Source organism: Parolsenella catena (assembly GCF_003966955.1).
GTDB classification, from domain to species: Bacteria; Actinomycetota; Coriobacteriia; order Coriobacteriales; family Atopobiaceae; genus Parolsenella; species Parolsenella catena.
The window spans coordinates 1,641,359-1,658,085 of record NZ_AP019367.1 but is presented as its reverse complement, the minus strand read 5'-3'; the positions used below and the strand labels follow the sequence as shown (position 1 = coordinate 1,658,085).

The following is a 16,727-nucleotide window of genomic DNA, read 5'->3' as shown; positions in this document are numbered from 1 at the left end:
GTTACTTATGAGCCAATATCGTCAGTGCGCCGTTCGGCCTCTTAGTATTCCAGGCTCTTGGCATCTTCTCCCAGCAGGCGCTCGAAGACGATACGCAGGTCCTCGTCATCGAGGTAGCCGCCCTCAAGGCAGCCGCGGTCGATGGCGTCGAGCATCGTCTGCTCCTTCTCCTTCAAGCGGTCGTAGATCACGGCGTCGAGGGATAGCTCCCTGCCGTCGCGCATGAACTTCTCGCGCATGAAGTAGTAGCGCGTCTTCTGGTCGTCGGGCAGGCCCAGACGGTGTATGCGGTCCTTTGACTGCAGCAGGTGCACCAAGTTGTAGCTGTACTCGAAATACACCGCGTCGTGGCAGACGCTGTGCAGAGAGACCGACTCGGCAAGCGTCTGCGGGTTGGTCACGAGCACCCTGAAGCGCCCCGCGCGGAAGTCGTCCAGAATCTCGCGTCTCTCTTCCTGTGGCGTGGCGCCGTAGATCGCCTCTGCCGGAATCCCCATGGCGGCGAGGTCGCGGCGGAGGTTGCTGATGCTGCGTACGAAGATGCACCATACTATGACGGGGCGGCCTTCGGCGACGATGCGCTCCACGAGCCGCTCGCACGCCACGAGCTTCGAGCTCGGGCGGCTTCGCTCGATGGCCTCGTAGAACGTCTGCGAGAAGTCGACGTAGTCGATATCCGAGTAGTCATCGCCGACCTGGTCGAGCACGTACTCGAGGTCGCCTGGGTCCACTGCAGAGCAGAGCATCTCGGGGTCGCTCTCGAGCTGCAGGGTGCGTATGATCCTCGCGAGCGCGTTGGGGCAAGACGCGTACAGGACTCGCAGCAATGTGTCCTCATCGGGCGTCGCCTCGACCTCCACGATCTCGTCGGGCTCCGGGCGCGGCACGCCGAGCTCGTCCTTGTTCGTTCGGCAGAAGAAGGGCGCCAGGCTGTCGTTGAGGCTTGCCTGGAGGTCCGCATCGGGCGCGCGGAGCTCGCCCGGCTCGTAGCCGAAGAACGTGTCGTAGTCCTCGGGGTACAGGATGTGCAGCAGGTTGTAGATGTCCTGGTAGGTGTTCGGGATGGGCGTTCCCGTAAGGGCGATCACGAACTTCGCGCCGTCGGCCGCCTCGAGCGCGGCTTCCGCGCGCCTGCCGCCGATGGCCTTCACCCGGTGCACCTCGTCGAAGACGAGCAGGGTCTGGTCGGGGATGATGGCATGCAGCTCCCGCACGTAGCCCGAGAGCGACTCGTAGTTGAACGTGAACAGGTTGCACGCGCCGCTGTCGAGCGACAGCGCGTTGCGCCTGCGCTCGGTCGACATCGCCGCTATGGCGGGGTCTCCCAGCGAGAAGCAGCTCAAAGGCAGCTTATCCCCGAAGGTGGCGACCCACTCCTTCTCCCACGACTCGAAGCCGTTCTTGGGGCAAACCACCACGATGCGGCGCGCGAGCCCCAAATGGCGAAGGTAGGCGAACACGCCGAGCACCGTCGCGGTCTTGCCGGCGCCGGGCACCGAGAAGTCGGCCGCGCGCCCAACCGTCGCCATGAAGAAGGCGTCGAGCATCTGCCGGTCGCGCAGGGGACGCACCATCGAGGCGTTCACTACGTCGCGGAACTCCCGGAAGCGCGGCCCCAGCTGGGGGTCGTCGGCGATGCCCTCGGCGGTCTGCGCCTTGATGGCCAACCCCACCTCGGAGCGCTCGCGGATGTAGGTCTCGCCGGCGTTCACGAAGGCGCCGAAGCTCGGGTCAACCGCGACCTCGACGCCGTGGCCGTCGGCCTCCATGATCGCCTCGAGCATGTCCTGGCACTCGCGAAGGCCCATGCCGCCGTCGAGTAGGATGCGGTCGCGATCGGTGCCGTCGACGGCGCTCGCCGGGTAGTACAGCCAGGCGCGCCATGCGGCCGAGGCCATGAACGAGGCGATGTCTTGCCCCTCGATGCGCAGGTACATGCCGGGGCGCGCCTCGTCGTAGCAGACGACGGCCCTAGGCGCGCTCATCGATCTCACCGATCAGCTCTTCCACCTTGTCGGCGACGGCAACGAGGTTGCGGCGCACCTTCTCGAGCTCGTCGGGTCCCAGCACGTCGAGCATCTCGGGAAGGATCTTCTCGAGCTCGGAGAGGCAGTCGGCGGATTTCTTGGCGGGCGTGTCCATGAGCTTGACGCGGCGCACGGTCTCTCTTGCGCGGTCGCCTGCGCGCTTGAAGCCGTCGACGAGGTTGCCGTCCGAGCGCAGCTCGCTCACCTTCTCGCGCGTGAGGGCGTCGGGACCCATCTTCTCGAGGAGCTCGGACATGGCCTGCAGCTCGGCGGCCTTGAAGTCGGCCTCCGCATCCGTGCCTGCCACGCTGCCGAAGTCTCTCACGTATCGGGTGATGTCGCCCTCGGGCTGCACCACCATGTTGGCGAACATGAGTCGTTTGACAAGCTGTTTGTCGCGCCTGTTGTCGTACTTCTTCAGCACGCGGCTGAACTCGCCCAAGGGGCCATCGACCTTGAGGGCGCGGGCGAGGTGGTACTGCTCGGGGGCCTGGCAGAATTCGAGGAACTCCTCCATGTACTGGGCGCGGTCGACGAGTTTTTTCACCTCCGCCTCGGTCATGCCCGTCGCGTTGCCGTACTCCGCAGGGGTTATGAGGTGGTTCTTAACCACGTCGCGGTATACGCCGACGAGGCGGTCGACGGGATCGTACGCCACCTTCTCCTCTTCGCCGATTTGGATGGCGAGCTCGAGCAGCTTGATGCGCTTGGGGTCGCTGCCTGTGGCGTCGTCGAGGATGGCGGCCTCGAACCAGCCCGCCTCGTTGTTCGCCCGCGCGAGGCGGCGGACGCAGGTCAGGCGTCGGTTGCCGTCGATGACGCGTCCGTCGTTGAGCACGATGCCCGGCCTAAGCTGGCCGCGAAGGGCGATGCTCTTCTCGGTCTTCCTGAGCGCGCCGGGGTTGCTCTCGACGATGAAGTCCTCGATGACGCCGTTGTACTCGTCGCGGCCAAGGGCGAGCAGATCCGCGCCCTGCGCGGAGTTGTACTCGCTTACCCAAGTGGCGATGCGGTCGTTCTGGTCGTTGTAGAACAGCAGATCGCACTTGATGCGGTAGATGTCGAAGTCGCGCGTCACGTTGTCGATGGAGTGCTTCTCCTTGCGACCCGTCGGCAGGACGTTGCCAGTCGCGATCCCTTCCTCAAGCAAGCTCATTTCGTGCCTCCTTCTTCCATGCCTCCATGGATGAGTAATATGCGTCCCCGATGTCGTCGTAGTAGACGTCGGAGTTGTAAATGGTCGTCGTCAGAAGCGGTGCCGGGCACGTGATGCCCAGATCGTTCGCGAGCAGTCTCGGCAGGTCATCGCGCTCGATTCCCTCATGGTGGGCGACGATCCACTCGATGAGGTCGGCTGCGGAAAGCCGCCCCTCGCCTCCGGCGACGAACACCTTGGTTCCGGCGAGCGTGCAGCTGCGCAGGAGCCCTCCCGCGTCGAGCAGTCCCTCGTAGAAGTCGTCGGGCATGTCCAGCCCGTACAGCGGATGCGGAGTGGCGCCGCCCGCGCGCAGGCTCGCCACGGTGAAGGGCTCGCCTTCGGGCGCATCCACGCTCACCGCGGGCGCGTACGACTCGATGTCCGCCATGCGCGCGCCTAGCACGTCGTGCAGCCGCGAGAACGAGATGTAGCTGTCGCCCTCGTAGAGAAGTAAGCGGTGGTCCGAAAGCGCCTGGCGCAGCACCTGGCGGAAGGCGGGGTGCTGCCACACGGCGTTCTCGAAGCCGGCGTCGCCCTTCGCGAAAGACGGATGCTCGGCCAGCAGCCGCGTGAAGTGGTCGTTCGGGGTGCTCCCTTCTCGGAAGAGCAAGCCGCGGTCCTCGTAGTAGCCCGCATCCTCGATGCCGCGGTCGAGCGCTTCGGGCGGATCGTCGGGAAACTCGAAGGCGAAGCGCCGACGCACGAGGCCTTCGTCGCAGATGCGGCCGGCAAGCTCCCGGGCAAGGAAGCCCTCGAGGGTGGGTGCCTCGCGCTCGGTGTCGTGCGCTACGGGCACATCCGCACGGGAGGCCGGGGCGCCCGTCGGGCATTCAGCGACCTCGACGCCAAGCCACTCCGAGAAGCTCACGTCCGCGGGCTCGGCGAACAGGTCGAGCCATATCGCGGCGATGCCTGCGCTGAAGCCGTATTCGCGCTCGTAGGCTTTCGCGGCGACGTTTCTGGGCTCGTCCGCATGGCGCTCGGCGAAGGCGCGCACCTGACGGCGGCGGTCGACCTTGCCGAACCCGACAGAGAGGTGGTCGCCCAGGGTGACGCCCTCGTCTGCGTTCCAGAAGACCTGCTTCAGCTCATCGTAGAGAGCGATGGGCGTGGTGATCCCCACGCGCCTTAGCTCATTGCGCGAGACGCGAAAGACTAGACGGGCGCAAAGTTCGGTATCCTCACGCCGTGCCGCACTCACCGCCGCTCGCGCAGCCTCTGCACGCCCATCCTGTTTGCTGTCGACTACTTCCGCCACGCGCTACGCCTCGCCCAGCTTGGGCCCGAAGACGCGCTCGACGTATGCCTCCAGCGTGCCCTCCTTGGCGAGCTCCGCGGCGTCCGCGAGCTCGAAGTTAGAGTCACATCCTTGGCCGACCTCGTCGTGGAAACCCAGGATGAAGTGGGTGGCAATCTCGTAGATAATCTTGGTGGGCGCGATGCCGAACACCTGATGCTCCAGGATGTGGTCCAAACGCTCGCGGTCGTCCGGGAAGGCGGCCTTCATGCCCTCGCTTCGGTACAGGCGCTTGATGATCTCGGTGATGTAGAGGCCAGACTTCATATACAGGTCGGCGAAGGTGTGGCTCGGGTCATCGAAGCAGCCCGGGTTCTCCTTCTCGAAGAGGTCCACCATCTGAACCACGACGTTGCGCGGCGTGAAGATCTGATTGGTCTTCTGGGGCGGCACGTAGTCGAAGATGTCCTCTGTCTGGGACTCGTCGAAGTAATTGGCCAGGCGTTCGCGCAGCTTGATGAACTCGCTCACGGAGTCGTTGAATACGACCTCGTCGAAGAGGTGCCCAACGAAGCGCTTTACCTCGCCGGTCTCGCCATCGGTGTAGTCGCCGCCATCACGCAAAAAGCGGAACTCATCAACGGTGATGCTCGTGACGTCCTGGAAGACGTCAGCGGGGATCACGGTGTCGAAGTTCGCGAGCGTCGTGCCCTCTTCGCCGTAGGCCATGAGGAACGACGGGATGGTACGCGAGAAGCCGCGCAGATGAGCGCGCACCTTGTCCTCGATGCCCTGCTTCTCGTCCTCTTTCTTCGCCGTCTCCACCTCGCGCACCACGGTCTCGCCGGCGCGTTGCACGAGCTCCTCGCGGGAGTCCTCGAGCTTCTGGGCGAGCGTCTGGAACGCCTCCGCTTTCTGCTCGTCATGGCGCTTGTTCACCTCGGCGCGCTCGGTCTCGCTTGTCGCCGCCTTGAGCTCGTCCTTGCGCGACTGCTCGATGCGGCGCGCCTGAATCTGGTAGTCGCCGACCTGGCGGTTGAGTTGGATGTCGGCGTCCGCCTGGACCTTGCGCTCGATCTGCTGCTGCTGGCGCGGCTTGAGCTCGCTGCCGTAGCTCTCCTTGGCGGCCTGTACCAGAGGCGCGGTCACGCTCTGCTTGAAGGCCTCCTTGAGGTTGTCGAGCATCACCCGATCGTCGTCATCGGCCTCGTGGGCTTTCGCGATGTCGTCCATGTGGCCTGAGAATTCGACGGCGATGTCGCCGTAGACCTTCGGCCCGAAGATGTCCGCAGCCTTGCCTACGACCTGCTCGTCGGGAATCTCCACCTCGCCCTCGTCGTTGATGGAGAGCTCGTCGGCCGTGCCCTCATCGATCTCGACCTTGTTCTTCTCGGCGTTCTGTGCCTTGCCCTGCTCGTAGGGATCGAAGCGCTGGATGATCTCCACGACCTCTGCCGGCGCGCGGAAGACGCTCGCGATGTTCTGGAACAGGAAGTTGCTCATAAAGCCGCGCCTGACCACCTCGCGGGCATGGATGCGCCTCGGCACGCTGAGCACCTGCTCGGCGTCGAGCTCGACCATCTGCCCCTCTTCGTCCTCGCCGTAGACGGGGAAGAAGTTCAGCAACTGACGGATATGGCGCTCGCGCGTTTCGACATCGCCGCCGCCGCGCGCGGTCTCGCCGTACAGGTCGTTGGCGAACTGCTCAAAGATAGTAAGCGTGCGCGCCGGGTCGAAGTCGAAGACGTAGGCGTTCTCCTTGCGCGCGTAGTTGCCGCCGCCCAGGTCGAACAGGCACGGGTTCTGGCTGCGGAAGGCCGCCTGCATGTACAGTGCGGGGCTCGCCATGTTCGAGAGCATGAGCACGGCGGTCCACTCCGGCACGGTCACGCCCGTGGTCAGCTGGCCGACCGAAAGGGTGATGGTCCTGTCGTGGTCCTTGATCGCGCGGCGTACCTTGTCGAGCGATTTCTCGTTCTCGTCATCGGCGTCGATCTTGCCGTCGCCAGCAGCGAGTACCACCTCGTAATCCTTGAAGACGGGGTGCGCCTGCAGCTTCTTGGCGAGGGCGCGGGCGGAGTCGACGCGGTTGAGCATCCAGAACGTGTGACGCAGCTCGTCGCGCAGCCCGGGTGTCGAGAACGGGAACTTCTCCTGCGTGGTGAGCGCGTCGAGGAACTTATCCACGTCGGCGTCGTGCACGAAGCCGCCGTTGTGCTTGGTCGAGAAGAACTCGTTGAGGTCGAAGGCGAACTCGGTCTGCTCGCCATCAATCTCCATGCCGCCGCGGGCCTCCTGCTCGACGATGTCGCTCATCTGGTAGGTGAGCAGGTTGAGCTTGGGGAGGTTGGCGTAGGGGTTCGGCTGCTCAGAGTCGGCAGGCCAGTCACGCTTGGCCTGCTGCTCGTCGGCATAGGTCCAGTTGTAGATGGCGTCGTCGGCGAACTTCTCGTTTGCGATGGCCTTGAAGGGCGTGCCAGAGAGGTGCAGCGTGAAGCGGCGCTTGATGTGGTCGAATGCCACGTCGGTCTTGAAGGTGTCCACGCCCTCGTGTGCCTCGTCGATGATGAGCACGTCCCAGGTGAGGTCGGCCACCTCGTCGAGCTTCTGGTACACGCCGCCGAAGCGGATGGAGCCCTTGAGGTCCTGAAGGCTCACGAACTCGATGAACCCCTTGGGGCCTTCCGGGTCGTTGCGGATGGCGCGCAGGTACTCCTCGCGGCTGAGGCAGTAGGGCTTGCCGGTCAGAGCGTCCACGCCGCTGATGAAGCGGTAGCCGCCCTCCAAGCCCACGAACTTCACGTAGTCGTCGTACCAGGAGTTGGCGATGGCAGGGCGGTTGGTGACGATGAGCACCTTCTGCGCGCCGATACTGCGGCACAGGTCGTATGCGGTGAGCGTCTTGCCGAAGCGCGGCTTGGTGTTCCACAGGAACTCGCCGCCGTGCGCGCCGCCCTCGTCCCAATGGGCGCGGGCGAAGGCTCCCGTCTGCTCCACTGCGCGCTGCTGCTCGGCGCGCAGGGTGTAGGAGGCAGCGCCGGGTGCGTCCAGCACGCCGTCGGTGTCGCGGAACCGGTAGAACTGCTGGTGAGACTCCTCGCCGCTAATCTTGAACCATTCCTTCTTGGGTTCGCGCTCGACGCCCTGCTTCTCGAGGTAGGCGTGGAAGTCGGTGTCATGGAACGTGCCCGCACGGTGCTCCCACGTGGCGTTGCCGCTCCACTCCAGATGCCACTGCACGTCGGCGGTGTGCGTTTGCTGTTTGATTCGCTCGCGCACGTCCTGCTCGGTGTAGCCGATCTTGGTCCAGCCGTTGTGGCGGACGATCTCGGGCGTGGTGTAGGCATAGATCTGCGGCACCGCGGGAGCGGTGGTCTCGATGATCTGGGAGATGTCGATGCTCGCCATTGCTAGTCCATCTCCTTCACATGGGATTCGATGAACTGAATCTCCTCGTCGTCGAGGCCGTACTTCGCATAGAGCTGACGGTCGATGTCAGCAACAGACTGCGACCAATCGATGTCGGAGTCAGAAGTAAAGTCCTGTAGGGGGACATACTTCCATTTTGGTGCGGGATTGTGCTGCGTAATCTTCAGAATTCCGAGCATGGTCCGAGCGAACTTCGATTTTATGTATTTGAGGAGAGCCGTAGCTTCCGCTTCGGAATTGAAACTGCCAATGCTTATGAAGGACTGCGTATGCCCTATTAAGGGCCGCCCTATTAAGGGCGTAGAAAGCACTTCTCCAAGCGCGCCCGATCCGTTGGCGGCAGGAACAAGTACTTACCATTTGTCGAGGTTCGGATGCGGAGCGATATATCTGGCGGAAATGAACTTGTAAGCTCTTCCGGCGCGACCTCTGCCAAAGATTCTGATGCAACTATCTCCGTCGCCAGGCATCTCGTCAAAGAAAACTACATTGTTAAGGTTGTCGAGAACGTTTGTCTTAAGGTCATAGTCGTGGTTCTTGCTCAACAGACCATGGTCGTCGTCAACATAACGAATCTCGGGATGGTCTTCGTGCATGGCTTCAGTGAAGTGGTAGCTATCGGCCGCGAAGATGATATCGCCGAGGGGTTGGATGCCATGTTTTACAACCTTCTCTTTGATGGTACGAAGCTCATCGAAATGTGTGAACACTTCTATCGCACCGAAATCCCGATCAGCATCTCGATAGGTAACGGCAACACCGCCCTTGATGTCGGTATTCGGAAAGGCGCTGGACGCATCCGCTTTATAGCTCATCACTTTGAAATGGGGGTCGTTAAGCATCTTCCTGTTCCAGGCCTTTGGGGTTGAGCCGGCGTCAAATAGGAATCTAGCGGGAGTGACAAGCTCCACCTTGTCGGAAACCTTGAACGCCGAGTCCATAAACTCGTGATAGATGGGCGGTGCATAGGTCTTATTGCCAGAATCTTGTTCCGCCACTGAAAGCTGATATGGGGGATTACCGATTACCGCATAGAACTTCTTTCCCATAATTGCTGCCTCACCTTTCAATGCGGCGAACTCGAAGGGCTCGCCGTTCTGCCAGTCGTATATCACGCAGAGGGGAACCGTTTCCCTTGGCTCCTCTTCTTTGGTCTCTTCGGTTGTCTCGTCGGGGAATACGTCATCGAACAGGTCGAAAAGCGACGGTTGCATCGGCTCCGGCTCGGGCTCCTCGAACGTCCCCAGGGTCGACTCCACCTCGGCGCCCATCTTGTTGGTGGGCACGGCGTCTGTGAAGCCGTTCATCTGCCAGAAGTTCCAGGAAACGATCCATGCCGCCTGCTCGAGCTCGTCCTGTTGGGGGCCCGACCCCCAGCGATTGCGGAGATGCTCGACGAACGTCTCGAGCACATTGACGCGAGCAATAAGCAGGTTGTCGCCCTGGTACTCGAAGCCGTACGTCGCGCGCAGCGCGTCGAGGGCCCGGCGCACCCATTCCTTGCGAGTCTTGGTCTTCTCGGTCACAACGCGAAGCTTGCGGTCAAGGAAGCCTACGCGCTCGCTTACGGGTAGCTCGTCTCCCGTCACGGTGTCGTAGCGCGAGCACACAAACGGCGCCTCGCCACACGTGATCTCGAGCCGCGTAGCCTCCACGTATGCGCGCCAGCCGTGTCCCTTTGACTTTGGAAATTCGATTGGATCACTAGTCGGCGTCCATGTATTGGCGCCATCATCCGCAACGATCTCGGTGTTGAAGACATCGCGCCGGCCGAACCAAGCCTCGTCCAAGTCGTTGTTCATCTGATTGCACAGCCATGACGGGGTGAACACCTCGGCGCGGCTCTTGGTGCGCTGGGATTGCTTCTCCTGCTCTTTGGCGATGCGCGGCTTGATGACGCCGGAGTTCATGCCCGTGATCTTCTCGACGGTCATCTCGTCATCGCCCATGTAGCCGTCGCCTAGGGCCTCGTATTCGTTGTCGGCCCATATGATGTTGCGCCCCGTAGTGCGGTCGCACAGCAACGTCTTGAGAATGAAAGTCGGGTATCGGCGGTCGAAGGACTCTATGAAGCCTTCGACCGAGATGTCGTGCATTGGCTCCGTCACGGGCTATTGTCCCTTCTTCGCGAGCTCTTCGATCATGCAAGTGCGCACAAAGGCGGAGAAGCTCATGCCGCGAAGGGCAGCCTCCTCCTTCGCCGCGTCGCGCAGGGTGTCGGGGATGCGCAGGGTCACAGATACCTGGTCGCCGTTTACCAGGAAGCTCCTGATCTCGGTCTCGCCGGGGTTACCCTTGATGAGCTCCTTATAGCCGTTAGACATTCGCGCCTCTATCCCTCGAAATGCAATACAAATGCGTTTTCTGAATTATAACGCAGCGGTACGCCGCGGCACTGGGAATAGGGGGACATCAGCCGCTCGGACACAATGCGACACCGGGCGGCGGAGAAGATCATCCGGCCGGAATCAAGGAACAGTTTCCGGACCGGGTTTCGTTCCTCAGTTATCGCGCGGTTTGACTTTGGCCCGCTCCTCCGCATAGAGGACCTCGTTCTGAGCCTCCAGGATGCGCGCCGCGTCGCCGATGCGCTCGGCACACCTCTCGCTTATAGACCTCAGGGCCAGGACCCCCTCGACGTCGAGCGGGTCCAGCTGGTCGGCGTGAGCCAGGGACTCGAGCAGCTGGTCCAGGCCCCTCGCCAGCCTCCCGGCATCTGCCACCGCGTCGAGCAGTTCGAGGCGCTATATCTTTTCTTCGTAACCCAACATCTGCTTGTCTCCTTCTCTCAATGCTCATGTACGGTAAGGAAGCAAGCAACCGAAAACAAGAGATAGACCGCCAGCACTACACTATTCCGAACCAAAGACCAAAAGATAAGCATTGTGGGAAAATCTAAACTTTTGGATTTTCCTACAATGCCAACTACGGCGGAATCCCTCCCACTCCTTATATCTTTCTGTATACATTGAATTTGTATTTAGTAAAATGCAGACAAGGTACTGTCAATAATCTTGCGCAAATTCCAGCAGGCGACCGCCAGCCGTCGGCATGATCACTCGTCCAGCAGCGACACGTCCAGATACCTCCTCGACCCCCACTCGCTGTCGGCCACGTACTTCAGGCGCGCGGTCGCCAGCATGAGCGCGCTCTTGCCGTCCGGGAAGGTGCCGACGACCCGCGTTCGGCGGCGGATCTCGCGGTTCAGCCGCTCGATGGCATTGTTGGTGCGGATGCGTCTCCAGTGCCGCGCGGGGAAGCGCGTGTAGGTCAGCGTCTCCGCGACGCCGTCGCGGACGCACTTGGCGGCCGCCGCCAGCCTCATGTCCTCCAGCTTGGCGGCGACACGGCCGGCCTTCTCCGTGCTCGCCTCCAGAGACTCCTGGGCATGGACGGCCTTGAGCATCGCGGCCACCTCGGCGCGCTTGGACTTGGGGACCTTCGAGAGCACGTTGCGGTAGAAGTGCACCGTGCAGCGCTGGTAGGCGGCGTCCGGGAACACCTCGGCTATCGCGCCCGTCATGGCGGCGGCCTTGTCGCCGGTGAACATGCGCACGCCAGAGAGGCCCCGGCCCTTGAGCCAGGAGAGGAACTCGCGCCAGCACTCGGCCGACTCGGTGAAGCCCTCGGCGGCCCCGATCACCTCTCGGTAGCCGTCGTCGTTGACGCCGATGGCCACCATCACGGCCACGTTCTCGAAGGAGCCGCCCCAGCTTCTCTTGAGGTAGATGCCGTCGACGAAGACGTAGGGGTACTTGCGGGTCAGCGGCCTGCTCCTCCACTCCTCGACGGCCTCGAACGCCTTGTCGCTGAGGTTCGACACCGTCGATGCCGACACGCTCGCGCCCCACAGGATCTCGGAGACGTCCTCGATCCTCCTGGTGGAGACCCCGGCCAGGTACATCTCGATCATGGCCTCCTCGACGGAGGTCTCACGGCGCTTGTAGCGCTCGATGATCGCCGTCGCGAACCTCATGCCCTTGAGCTTGGGCATCCTGAGGGTCACCTGGCCCGAGGTGGTCGTGAGCCCGCGCTCGTAGTGTCCGGCGCGGTAGGCCTCGCGCCCTGCCGTCCGCTCGTAGCGGTCGGCGCCTATCAGATCGTCGGCCTCCTCCTCGAGAAGGGCGTTCAGGGTGTCCTCGACTGTTCTTCTGACGAGCTCCCTGAGCTCGCCGCGCATGGCGGCCTCGTCGAATGATACGATGGGATCGGACATGGCTCTGCCTCCTAATATGATCGAATCTAGACAACTCGAATCATACCGAAGGCCGGAGCCGTGTCTTTTGGTATCTAGGCTATGCTGCTGTGAAAGTGCGCAAGAGATTGTACGTTACCCCGCAAGACCGACAGGCGCGACGCGCAGTTCCTCGCGGTGCAGCTGGCGCTGGGCGTGGTCACCGAGGTGCACGTGCCCGATGCCGAGTGCGAGGGCGCGCGGGATTTGGCGCGGGCGCTGGCCGACGCGCGCGACGACGCCGTGCGCGCCAAGCAGAGGCTTTCGAAGTTCCTGCTCAGGCACGGGCTCGTCTACGACGAGAGGAACGCCGCCGGCCAGAGGCGCAACCGCTGGACCGGGGATTTCTGGGCGTGGGTGGGCCGCATCGACCTCGGGGACGCCGCCGCCATGGCGACGCTGGACCACTACTGCGAGCGCGTGCGCGAGGCCGACGCCGCCAAGGCCGCGCTCGAGGCGAAGGTCAAGTCGCTGGCCCAGCAGCCTAGATGGAAGCCGACCTGCGACGCGCTCAAATGCCTCAAGGGTATAGACGCGGTCACCGCGGCTTCGATCGCGTGCGAGGCCGACGGCTTCGCGAGGTTCGCCACGGCGTCGGGCTTCGCGGCGTGGGTGGGCCTGGTGCCCTCCGAGCACTCCAGCGGCGAGTCCCGATTCCGCGGCGGGATAACCAAGGCCGGCAACAAGCACCTGAGAAAGCTGCTCGTCGAGGCCGCCTGGCACTACAAGGGAGCGTCGAGGTCGCCGAAAGACCTGGCCAAGGGGCAGGTAGTCGACGCAGCGACCAGGCGACACGCCAACGCGGGCGTGAGGCGGCTCGTCGACAGGCGCCGCTCCATGGACGATGCGGGCAAGCAGAGCAGCGTGGCCAACGTCGCGGTGGCGCGCGAGCTGGCCTGCTGGTGCTGGGCCGTGGGCCGAATGGCGGAAGGCGCCTAGCGGGAGCGCCGCGCACATATCCGGGTCTTTCCCGGAATTCCCGGGCTCGACGGGCGTCGGCCTCCATCCTCGGATTTTTTTCGTGCGGCGGCGAAGCCGCCACGCACGCCAAAAGACAGACGAGACGGAGGGGCCGGCCGTAGCAACGAGATGCACCGGCGCATTCTGCGCGATGGGCGAATATTAAACTGCCAGACGGGCGTCGATCCGACACGCGCTGTCAACGGGGATTGCGGAGGAGATAGATTGGGCCAAGGGCGAACGAAATCGCCCTTGGCCCTTCATTGCCTATTGACAATGTCCTGCTCATATTATAAAAGGCGCCCACGAGGACACCTACAGGCTATCTTCGAACTACTTGGTTGGGGCAGACGGAGGAAAAAAATAGGGCAGAATCGCTCTCATGATCCCGCCCCGCAAACCCGAGGGTTTCTAACTGGCTCCATTATTCCGGGCTTCTCAGTTCTGTCATTGACCCAGGTATCATCCGTCTCCTATAGCGAGTGAATATAAAAATAGGGCAGAGTCGCTTGCGCAAGTCCGCCCCTAAAACCGTGAAGGTTTTGCTATCTGCAGGCTATTCTACCAACCCGAGCGATTCTGTCAACCTGCGAAGGAACTCGAGCGCGGAGCGAGCTGCGGCGTCGGGCCCCTTGTCGGGCAGCGCCTCGGTTTCGCCGTCGGCCCTGGCGAACATCTCGGCGAGCTCGGATGCGGCGCGCGAGCGCGAGGAGCCCTCGGGTACCAAGCCGGAGTGCGCCACGAGCACGGTCGCGACCTCCTGCATGGCCGTATTCCCCATCCACTTCCTCCTGGTCGCCTTGGGAATCCCCACGGCGGCGACCCTTCGGGAGACGCCGCTGGACGCCGAGCCCCGGGCGGCGCCCCTCTCGGCGAAGCAGTTGATCAGGCACGAGCCGTGCGCGGCGCAGTTGCGGACGGACTTCACGCGCTTGAGGTCGTAGTGGGAGGCCTCGAGGCGCCTGTCGCCCCATCGCCTGGCGCAGAAGCGCACGAAGTCGATGAGGGTGCCGAACGAGGTGAGCTCAAGGAAGGCCCAGGCAGGCATGTCGCCGGAGTACTTCGCGTAGAGGCTCGAGCTGTAGGGGCTGCGGCCGCTCATCTTGAGCTCGCGCAGGCGGTACTCCCTGTTTGCAGTGGTAAGCGATGCCATGTAGTCGGCCACGATGGCGTAGCCGTCCTCTCCACGGTCCTCCATCTCGCGAAGCAGTGTCACCTTCTGGAAATGCTCGATGTCGAGCGTCATGCCGAGCAGGGCGTGGCGCAGCTCCTGGTCGAGCGCCGCGAGCAGGCGCAGCTGGCCGAAGTCGAGGTCTACGTAGCGGCCGTCGCGCGGGCCTCCCTCGTATTTCGAGAAGAGTTTGCGGTAGGATGCGAGCTTGAAGAAGTTGCACTTGTCGCGCAGGTAGTCCGCGGCCTCTTCCTCGGAACACAGTTCGAAGGCTACGCCCTTCTGCTTGAGGTGCTCTATCTGCTGCTCGATCGTGAGGATCGGCTTCCTATCGTGGGGTTCGGCCATGCTCGGTCTCCTGTCATTGATTTGAGAATCCTATTCTACCAGCATGTTTGCCCTGAATCCTGAAGGCCCGTTCGCCAACTCATAAGCAAGCCACCTGAGACTACTCACTTTGTTCACGAATGGCGAAGACCTGCGACCTGGGGTTTTGCAAATGGCGCGCAAGCCACCCGCGTTAATTCACTTGCGATTGCAGCTGGCGGCTTGCGGGCAAAAGGGCGGTTGAGTTTCAAAACGGGCGTTTTCGGCGCCATCGAGCCTCCAAAGGCGACCCGCCGCGCACTTTGGGACAAAAACAAAAACTCAAAGCCCTGAGTTTGAAAAAAGTTTTTGAGGTTGTCCCAGCTTTTGTCCCCGAAGCCGACGAAACGCGACATCGCGTCATTCGGCGGCACGCGTTCCGTGTCGATGCCGAAAACTGGGTGTAACTGGAGTGACGGGACGGCAGAACCGACGCCATCGAGTGGGAGTAGGCCGATAGGGTTCTGACCTGCTTTTTTGAGTGCCGCACTGTGCCGCTGAGTTTCGTTTCGTACGAGAGTCACGGCAAAGCCACCAGCGATGTTGGTGAGTAAATACGATAACCGAGCCTCCGTTCCCGCGTTGGGACGGAGGCTTTTTCTTTGTCGTTTTACTCCCTTCCACCTGCGATTTCGCTATTTACTCCCCGTATTTCAAGATGGAAGCGTTTGGTTGCGAGCCATGCCGGTGCGGGGCCTGAGTCGTCAGGCCCCGCACAGGGGGACCGCGATGGTGGCCACCGCGCCGCCCGAGGGGCTGTTGGCGAGCGAGACGGAGCCCCCGTGGGCGCTCGCGGCCTCGGAGGCGGCGTGGAGGCCGAGCCCGTAGTGGCGGCCTCCGTCGCGCGAGGAGCGGGAGGAGTCGTCTGTGAAGAGGCGCTCGCAGCCGCGTTCGAGGGCGGCGGGAGAGAAGCCCGGTCCGTCGTCGGACACCTCGATGACGAGGTGTCCGCCCGCGACGTCGCAGGAGACCGCTACGCGCGAGCGCGCGTGCTCGGCGGCGTTGACCACAAGGTTTGCGGCGGCTCGCGCCAGGGCGGTTCGGTCGAGCGGGGCCTCGGGCGCGCCCGCGACAGCAGGGCCCGTGGCCGCGTCGAGCGTCACGCCTCGCGCCCGGGCGATCTGGGCGGCCTCGGCGAGGACCTGCTCGCAGAGCTCGGCCGGCCGCATGGGGGCCCTCTCCGCCCCGCCGGACCCGCGCGAGGCCTCGATGAGCAGACGCACGTAGCCGTCGAGCCTTTCGACACTGCCGGCTATGTCGCGCGCGGCGGCCGCGAGGTCGGCGTCTTTCTCGTCTTCCAGCTCCTCCGCCACGAAGTCGGCGTTGGCGCGCAGCACGGTGAGTGGCGTCTTGAGGTCGTGGGCGAGCGACGCCACCTGCTCGCGCTGCCCCCGCTCCGCGGCCCAGCGGGCCTCGAGCGACTCGGCGAGGGAGGCCCGCATGGCGTCCATCGCGGCGAGGACGTCGTTCACCTCGCGCACGTTGGTGCTGCCGACCGCGAAGTCGAGCTCCCCCGCGCCGACGCGCCCCGCCGCCTCTGCGAGCGGCGCCATCTTGCGCGAGATCACGCGGCTCGCGCGGCGCGCCACGAGCGCGAGCGCGAGCGCGCTTCCCGCCGCGGCGCCGACGAGCATGAGGTTCTGCGGGTTGGGAAGCAGGCCGGCGAGGTCGCGCGAGACCCACTGCGGCAGGTACTCGCTGACGAGTGCGCAGGCCCCGCCGCCCTTGAGCGGGAACGCGGCGTAGGTGAGGCCCGAGCCCCCGCCCTCGATCTCCACTGTGCCCGGATCCGCGGCGAGTGCCGCACGGGCCATTTCCGTCGCGTCCTCGAGCCGCGTGCCCTCGAGGTCTGTCATCAGCACGTATCCGTCCTTGTTCAGGATGAGGTGGCGGTACGCCGTCGGCACGTCCTGCTGCCCGCAGACGCCGTCGCGTGCCAGGCCCTCCGCGACTTCGCGCGCATTGGCCGGCCCCCAGCTTGCCTCGTAGACGAAGCCCGCGTTGATCGCCGCGGAGAGCGCCATGAACGAGGCGAGCCACGCCGCGGCGACCGCCGCGAACGCGTAGGCGAAGTAACGCGCGATGACGAAGGAGAGTGGCATGCC

General features: G+C 63.6%; 11 protein-coding genes and 1 pseudogene. 1 reads left to right on the top strand and 11 read right to left on the bottom strand.

Annotated elements, in window-relative coordinates:
- Window positions 1-41 precede the first annotated feature (41 nt).
- The 8 genes from Pcatena_RS07455 to Pcatena_RS07420 form a co-directional block, all read right to left on the bottom strand.
- Window positions 42-1,985 carry a DEAD/DEAH box helicase gene (locus tag Pcatena_RS07455; protein ID WP_101677770.1) on the bottom strand — a complete coding sequence of 648 codons (1,944 nt, stop codon included), beginning with the start codon at window positions 1,983-1,985 and terminating at the stop codon, window positions 42-44.
- Window positions 1,972-3,183 (bottom strand): hypothetical protein, encoded by a 1,212-nt coding sequence (locus Pcatena_RS07450; RefSeq protein WP_079535895.1) that lies wholly within the window; start codon window positions 3,181-3,183, stop codon window positions 1,972-1,974. The genes Pcatena_RS07455 and Pcatena_RS07450 overlap by 14 nt, the downstream gene beginning before the upstream one ends.
- Window positions 3,170-4,348: a hypothetical protein gene (locus Pcatena_RS07445; RefSeq protein WP_101677771.1), complete on the bottom strand. Its 1,179-nt coding sequence runs from the start codon at window positions 4,346-4,348 to the stop codon at window positions 3,170-3,172. Before Pcatena_RS07445 ends, Pcatena_RS07450 begins: the two co-directional genes overlap by 14 nt.
- A gap of 138 nt (window positions 4,349-4,486) precedes the next feature.
- Window positions 4,487-7,870, bottom strand: a complete 3,384-nt coding sequence (locus tag Pcatena_RS07440) for a DEAD/DEAH box helicase (protein WP_126423048.1) — start codon at window positions 7,868-7,870, stop codon at window positions 4,487-4,489.
- A gap of 2 nt (window positions 7,871-7,872) precedes the next feature.
- The gene (locus tag Pcatena_RS08195; RefSeq protein WP_198433400.1) at window positions 7,873-8,070 is read right to left on the bottom strand and encodes a hypothetical protein; all 198 of its coding nucleotides are present in this window, start codon (window positions 8,068-8,070) and stop codon (window positions 7,873-7,875) included.
- Window positions 8,071-8,244: 174 nt separating this feature from the next.
- Window positions 8,245-9,999 carry an Eco57I restriction-modification methylase domain-containing protein gene (locus Pcatena_RS07435; RefSeq protein ID WP_198433399.1) on the bottom strand — a complete coding sequence of 585 codons (1,755 nt, stop codon included), beginning with the start codon at window positions 9,997-9,999 and terminating at the stop codon, window positions 8,245-8,247.
- Between the two features lie 3 nt (window positions 10,000-10,002).
- Window positions 10,003-10,215, bottom strand: coding sequence for a YlcI/YnfO family protein (locus tag Pcatena_RS07430; RefSeq protein ID WP_172596416.1), 213 nt, complete (start codon window positions 10,213-10,215; stop codon window positions 10,003-10,005).
- A 731-nt stretch (window positions 10,216-10,946) separates the two neighbouring features.
- Window positions 10,947-12,107, bottom strand: a complete 1,161-nt coding sequence (locus tag Pcatena_RS07420; protein WP_126423046.1) for an IS256 family transposase — start codon at window positions 12,105-12,107, stop codon at window positions 10,947-10,949.
- 132 nt (window positions 12,108-12,239) lie between these two features.
- Between Pcatena_RS07420 and Pcatena_RS07415 the strand changes: the two are divergent.
- Window positions 12,240-13,064 (top strand): annotated as a pseudogene (locus Pcatena_RS07415) (IS110 family RNA-guided transposase); the annotation flags it as partial.
- A gap of 577 nt (window positions 13,065-13,641) precedes the next feature.
- Here the strand turns inward: Pcatena_RS07415 and Pcatena_RS07410 are convergent.
- From Pcatena_RS07410 to Pcatena_RS07400, 3 genes are all read right to left on the bottom strand, one after another.
- Window positions 13,642-14,604, bottom strand: a complete 963-nt coding sequence (locus Pcatena_RS07410; protein ID WP_075844146.1) for an Abi family protein — start codon at window positions 14,602-14,604, stop codon at window positions 13,642-13,644.
- Between the two features lie 113 nt (window positions 14,605-14,717).
- Window positions 14,718-15,146 carry a CYTH domain-containing protein gene (locus Pcatena_RS07405; RefSeq protein WP_126423042.1) on the bottom strand — a complete coding sequence of 143 codons (429 nt, stop codon included), beginning with the start codon at window positions 15,144-15,146 and terminating at the stop codon, window positions 14,718-14,720.
- Window positions 15,147-15,326: 180 nt separating this feature from the next.
- A complete protein-coding gene (locus Pcatena_RS07400) occupies window positions 15,327-16,724 on the bottom strand; it encodes a sensor histidine kinase (protein ID WP_126423040.1) in 1,398 nt (465 codons plus the stop codon).
- Window positions 16,725-16,727 lie beyond the last annotated feature (3 nt).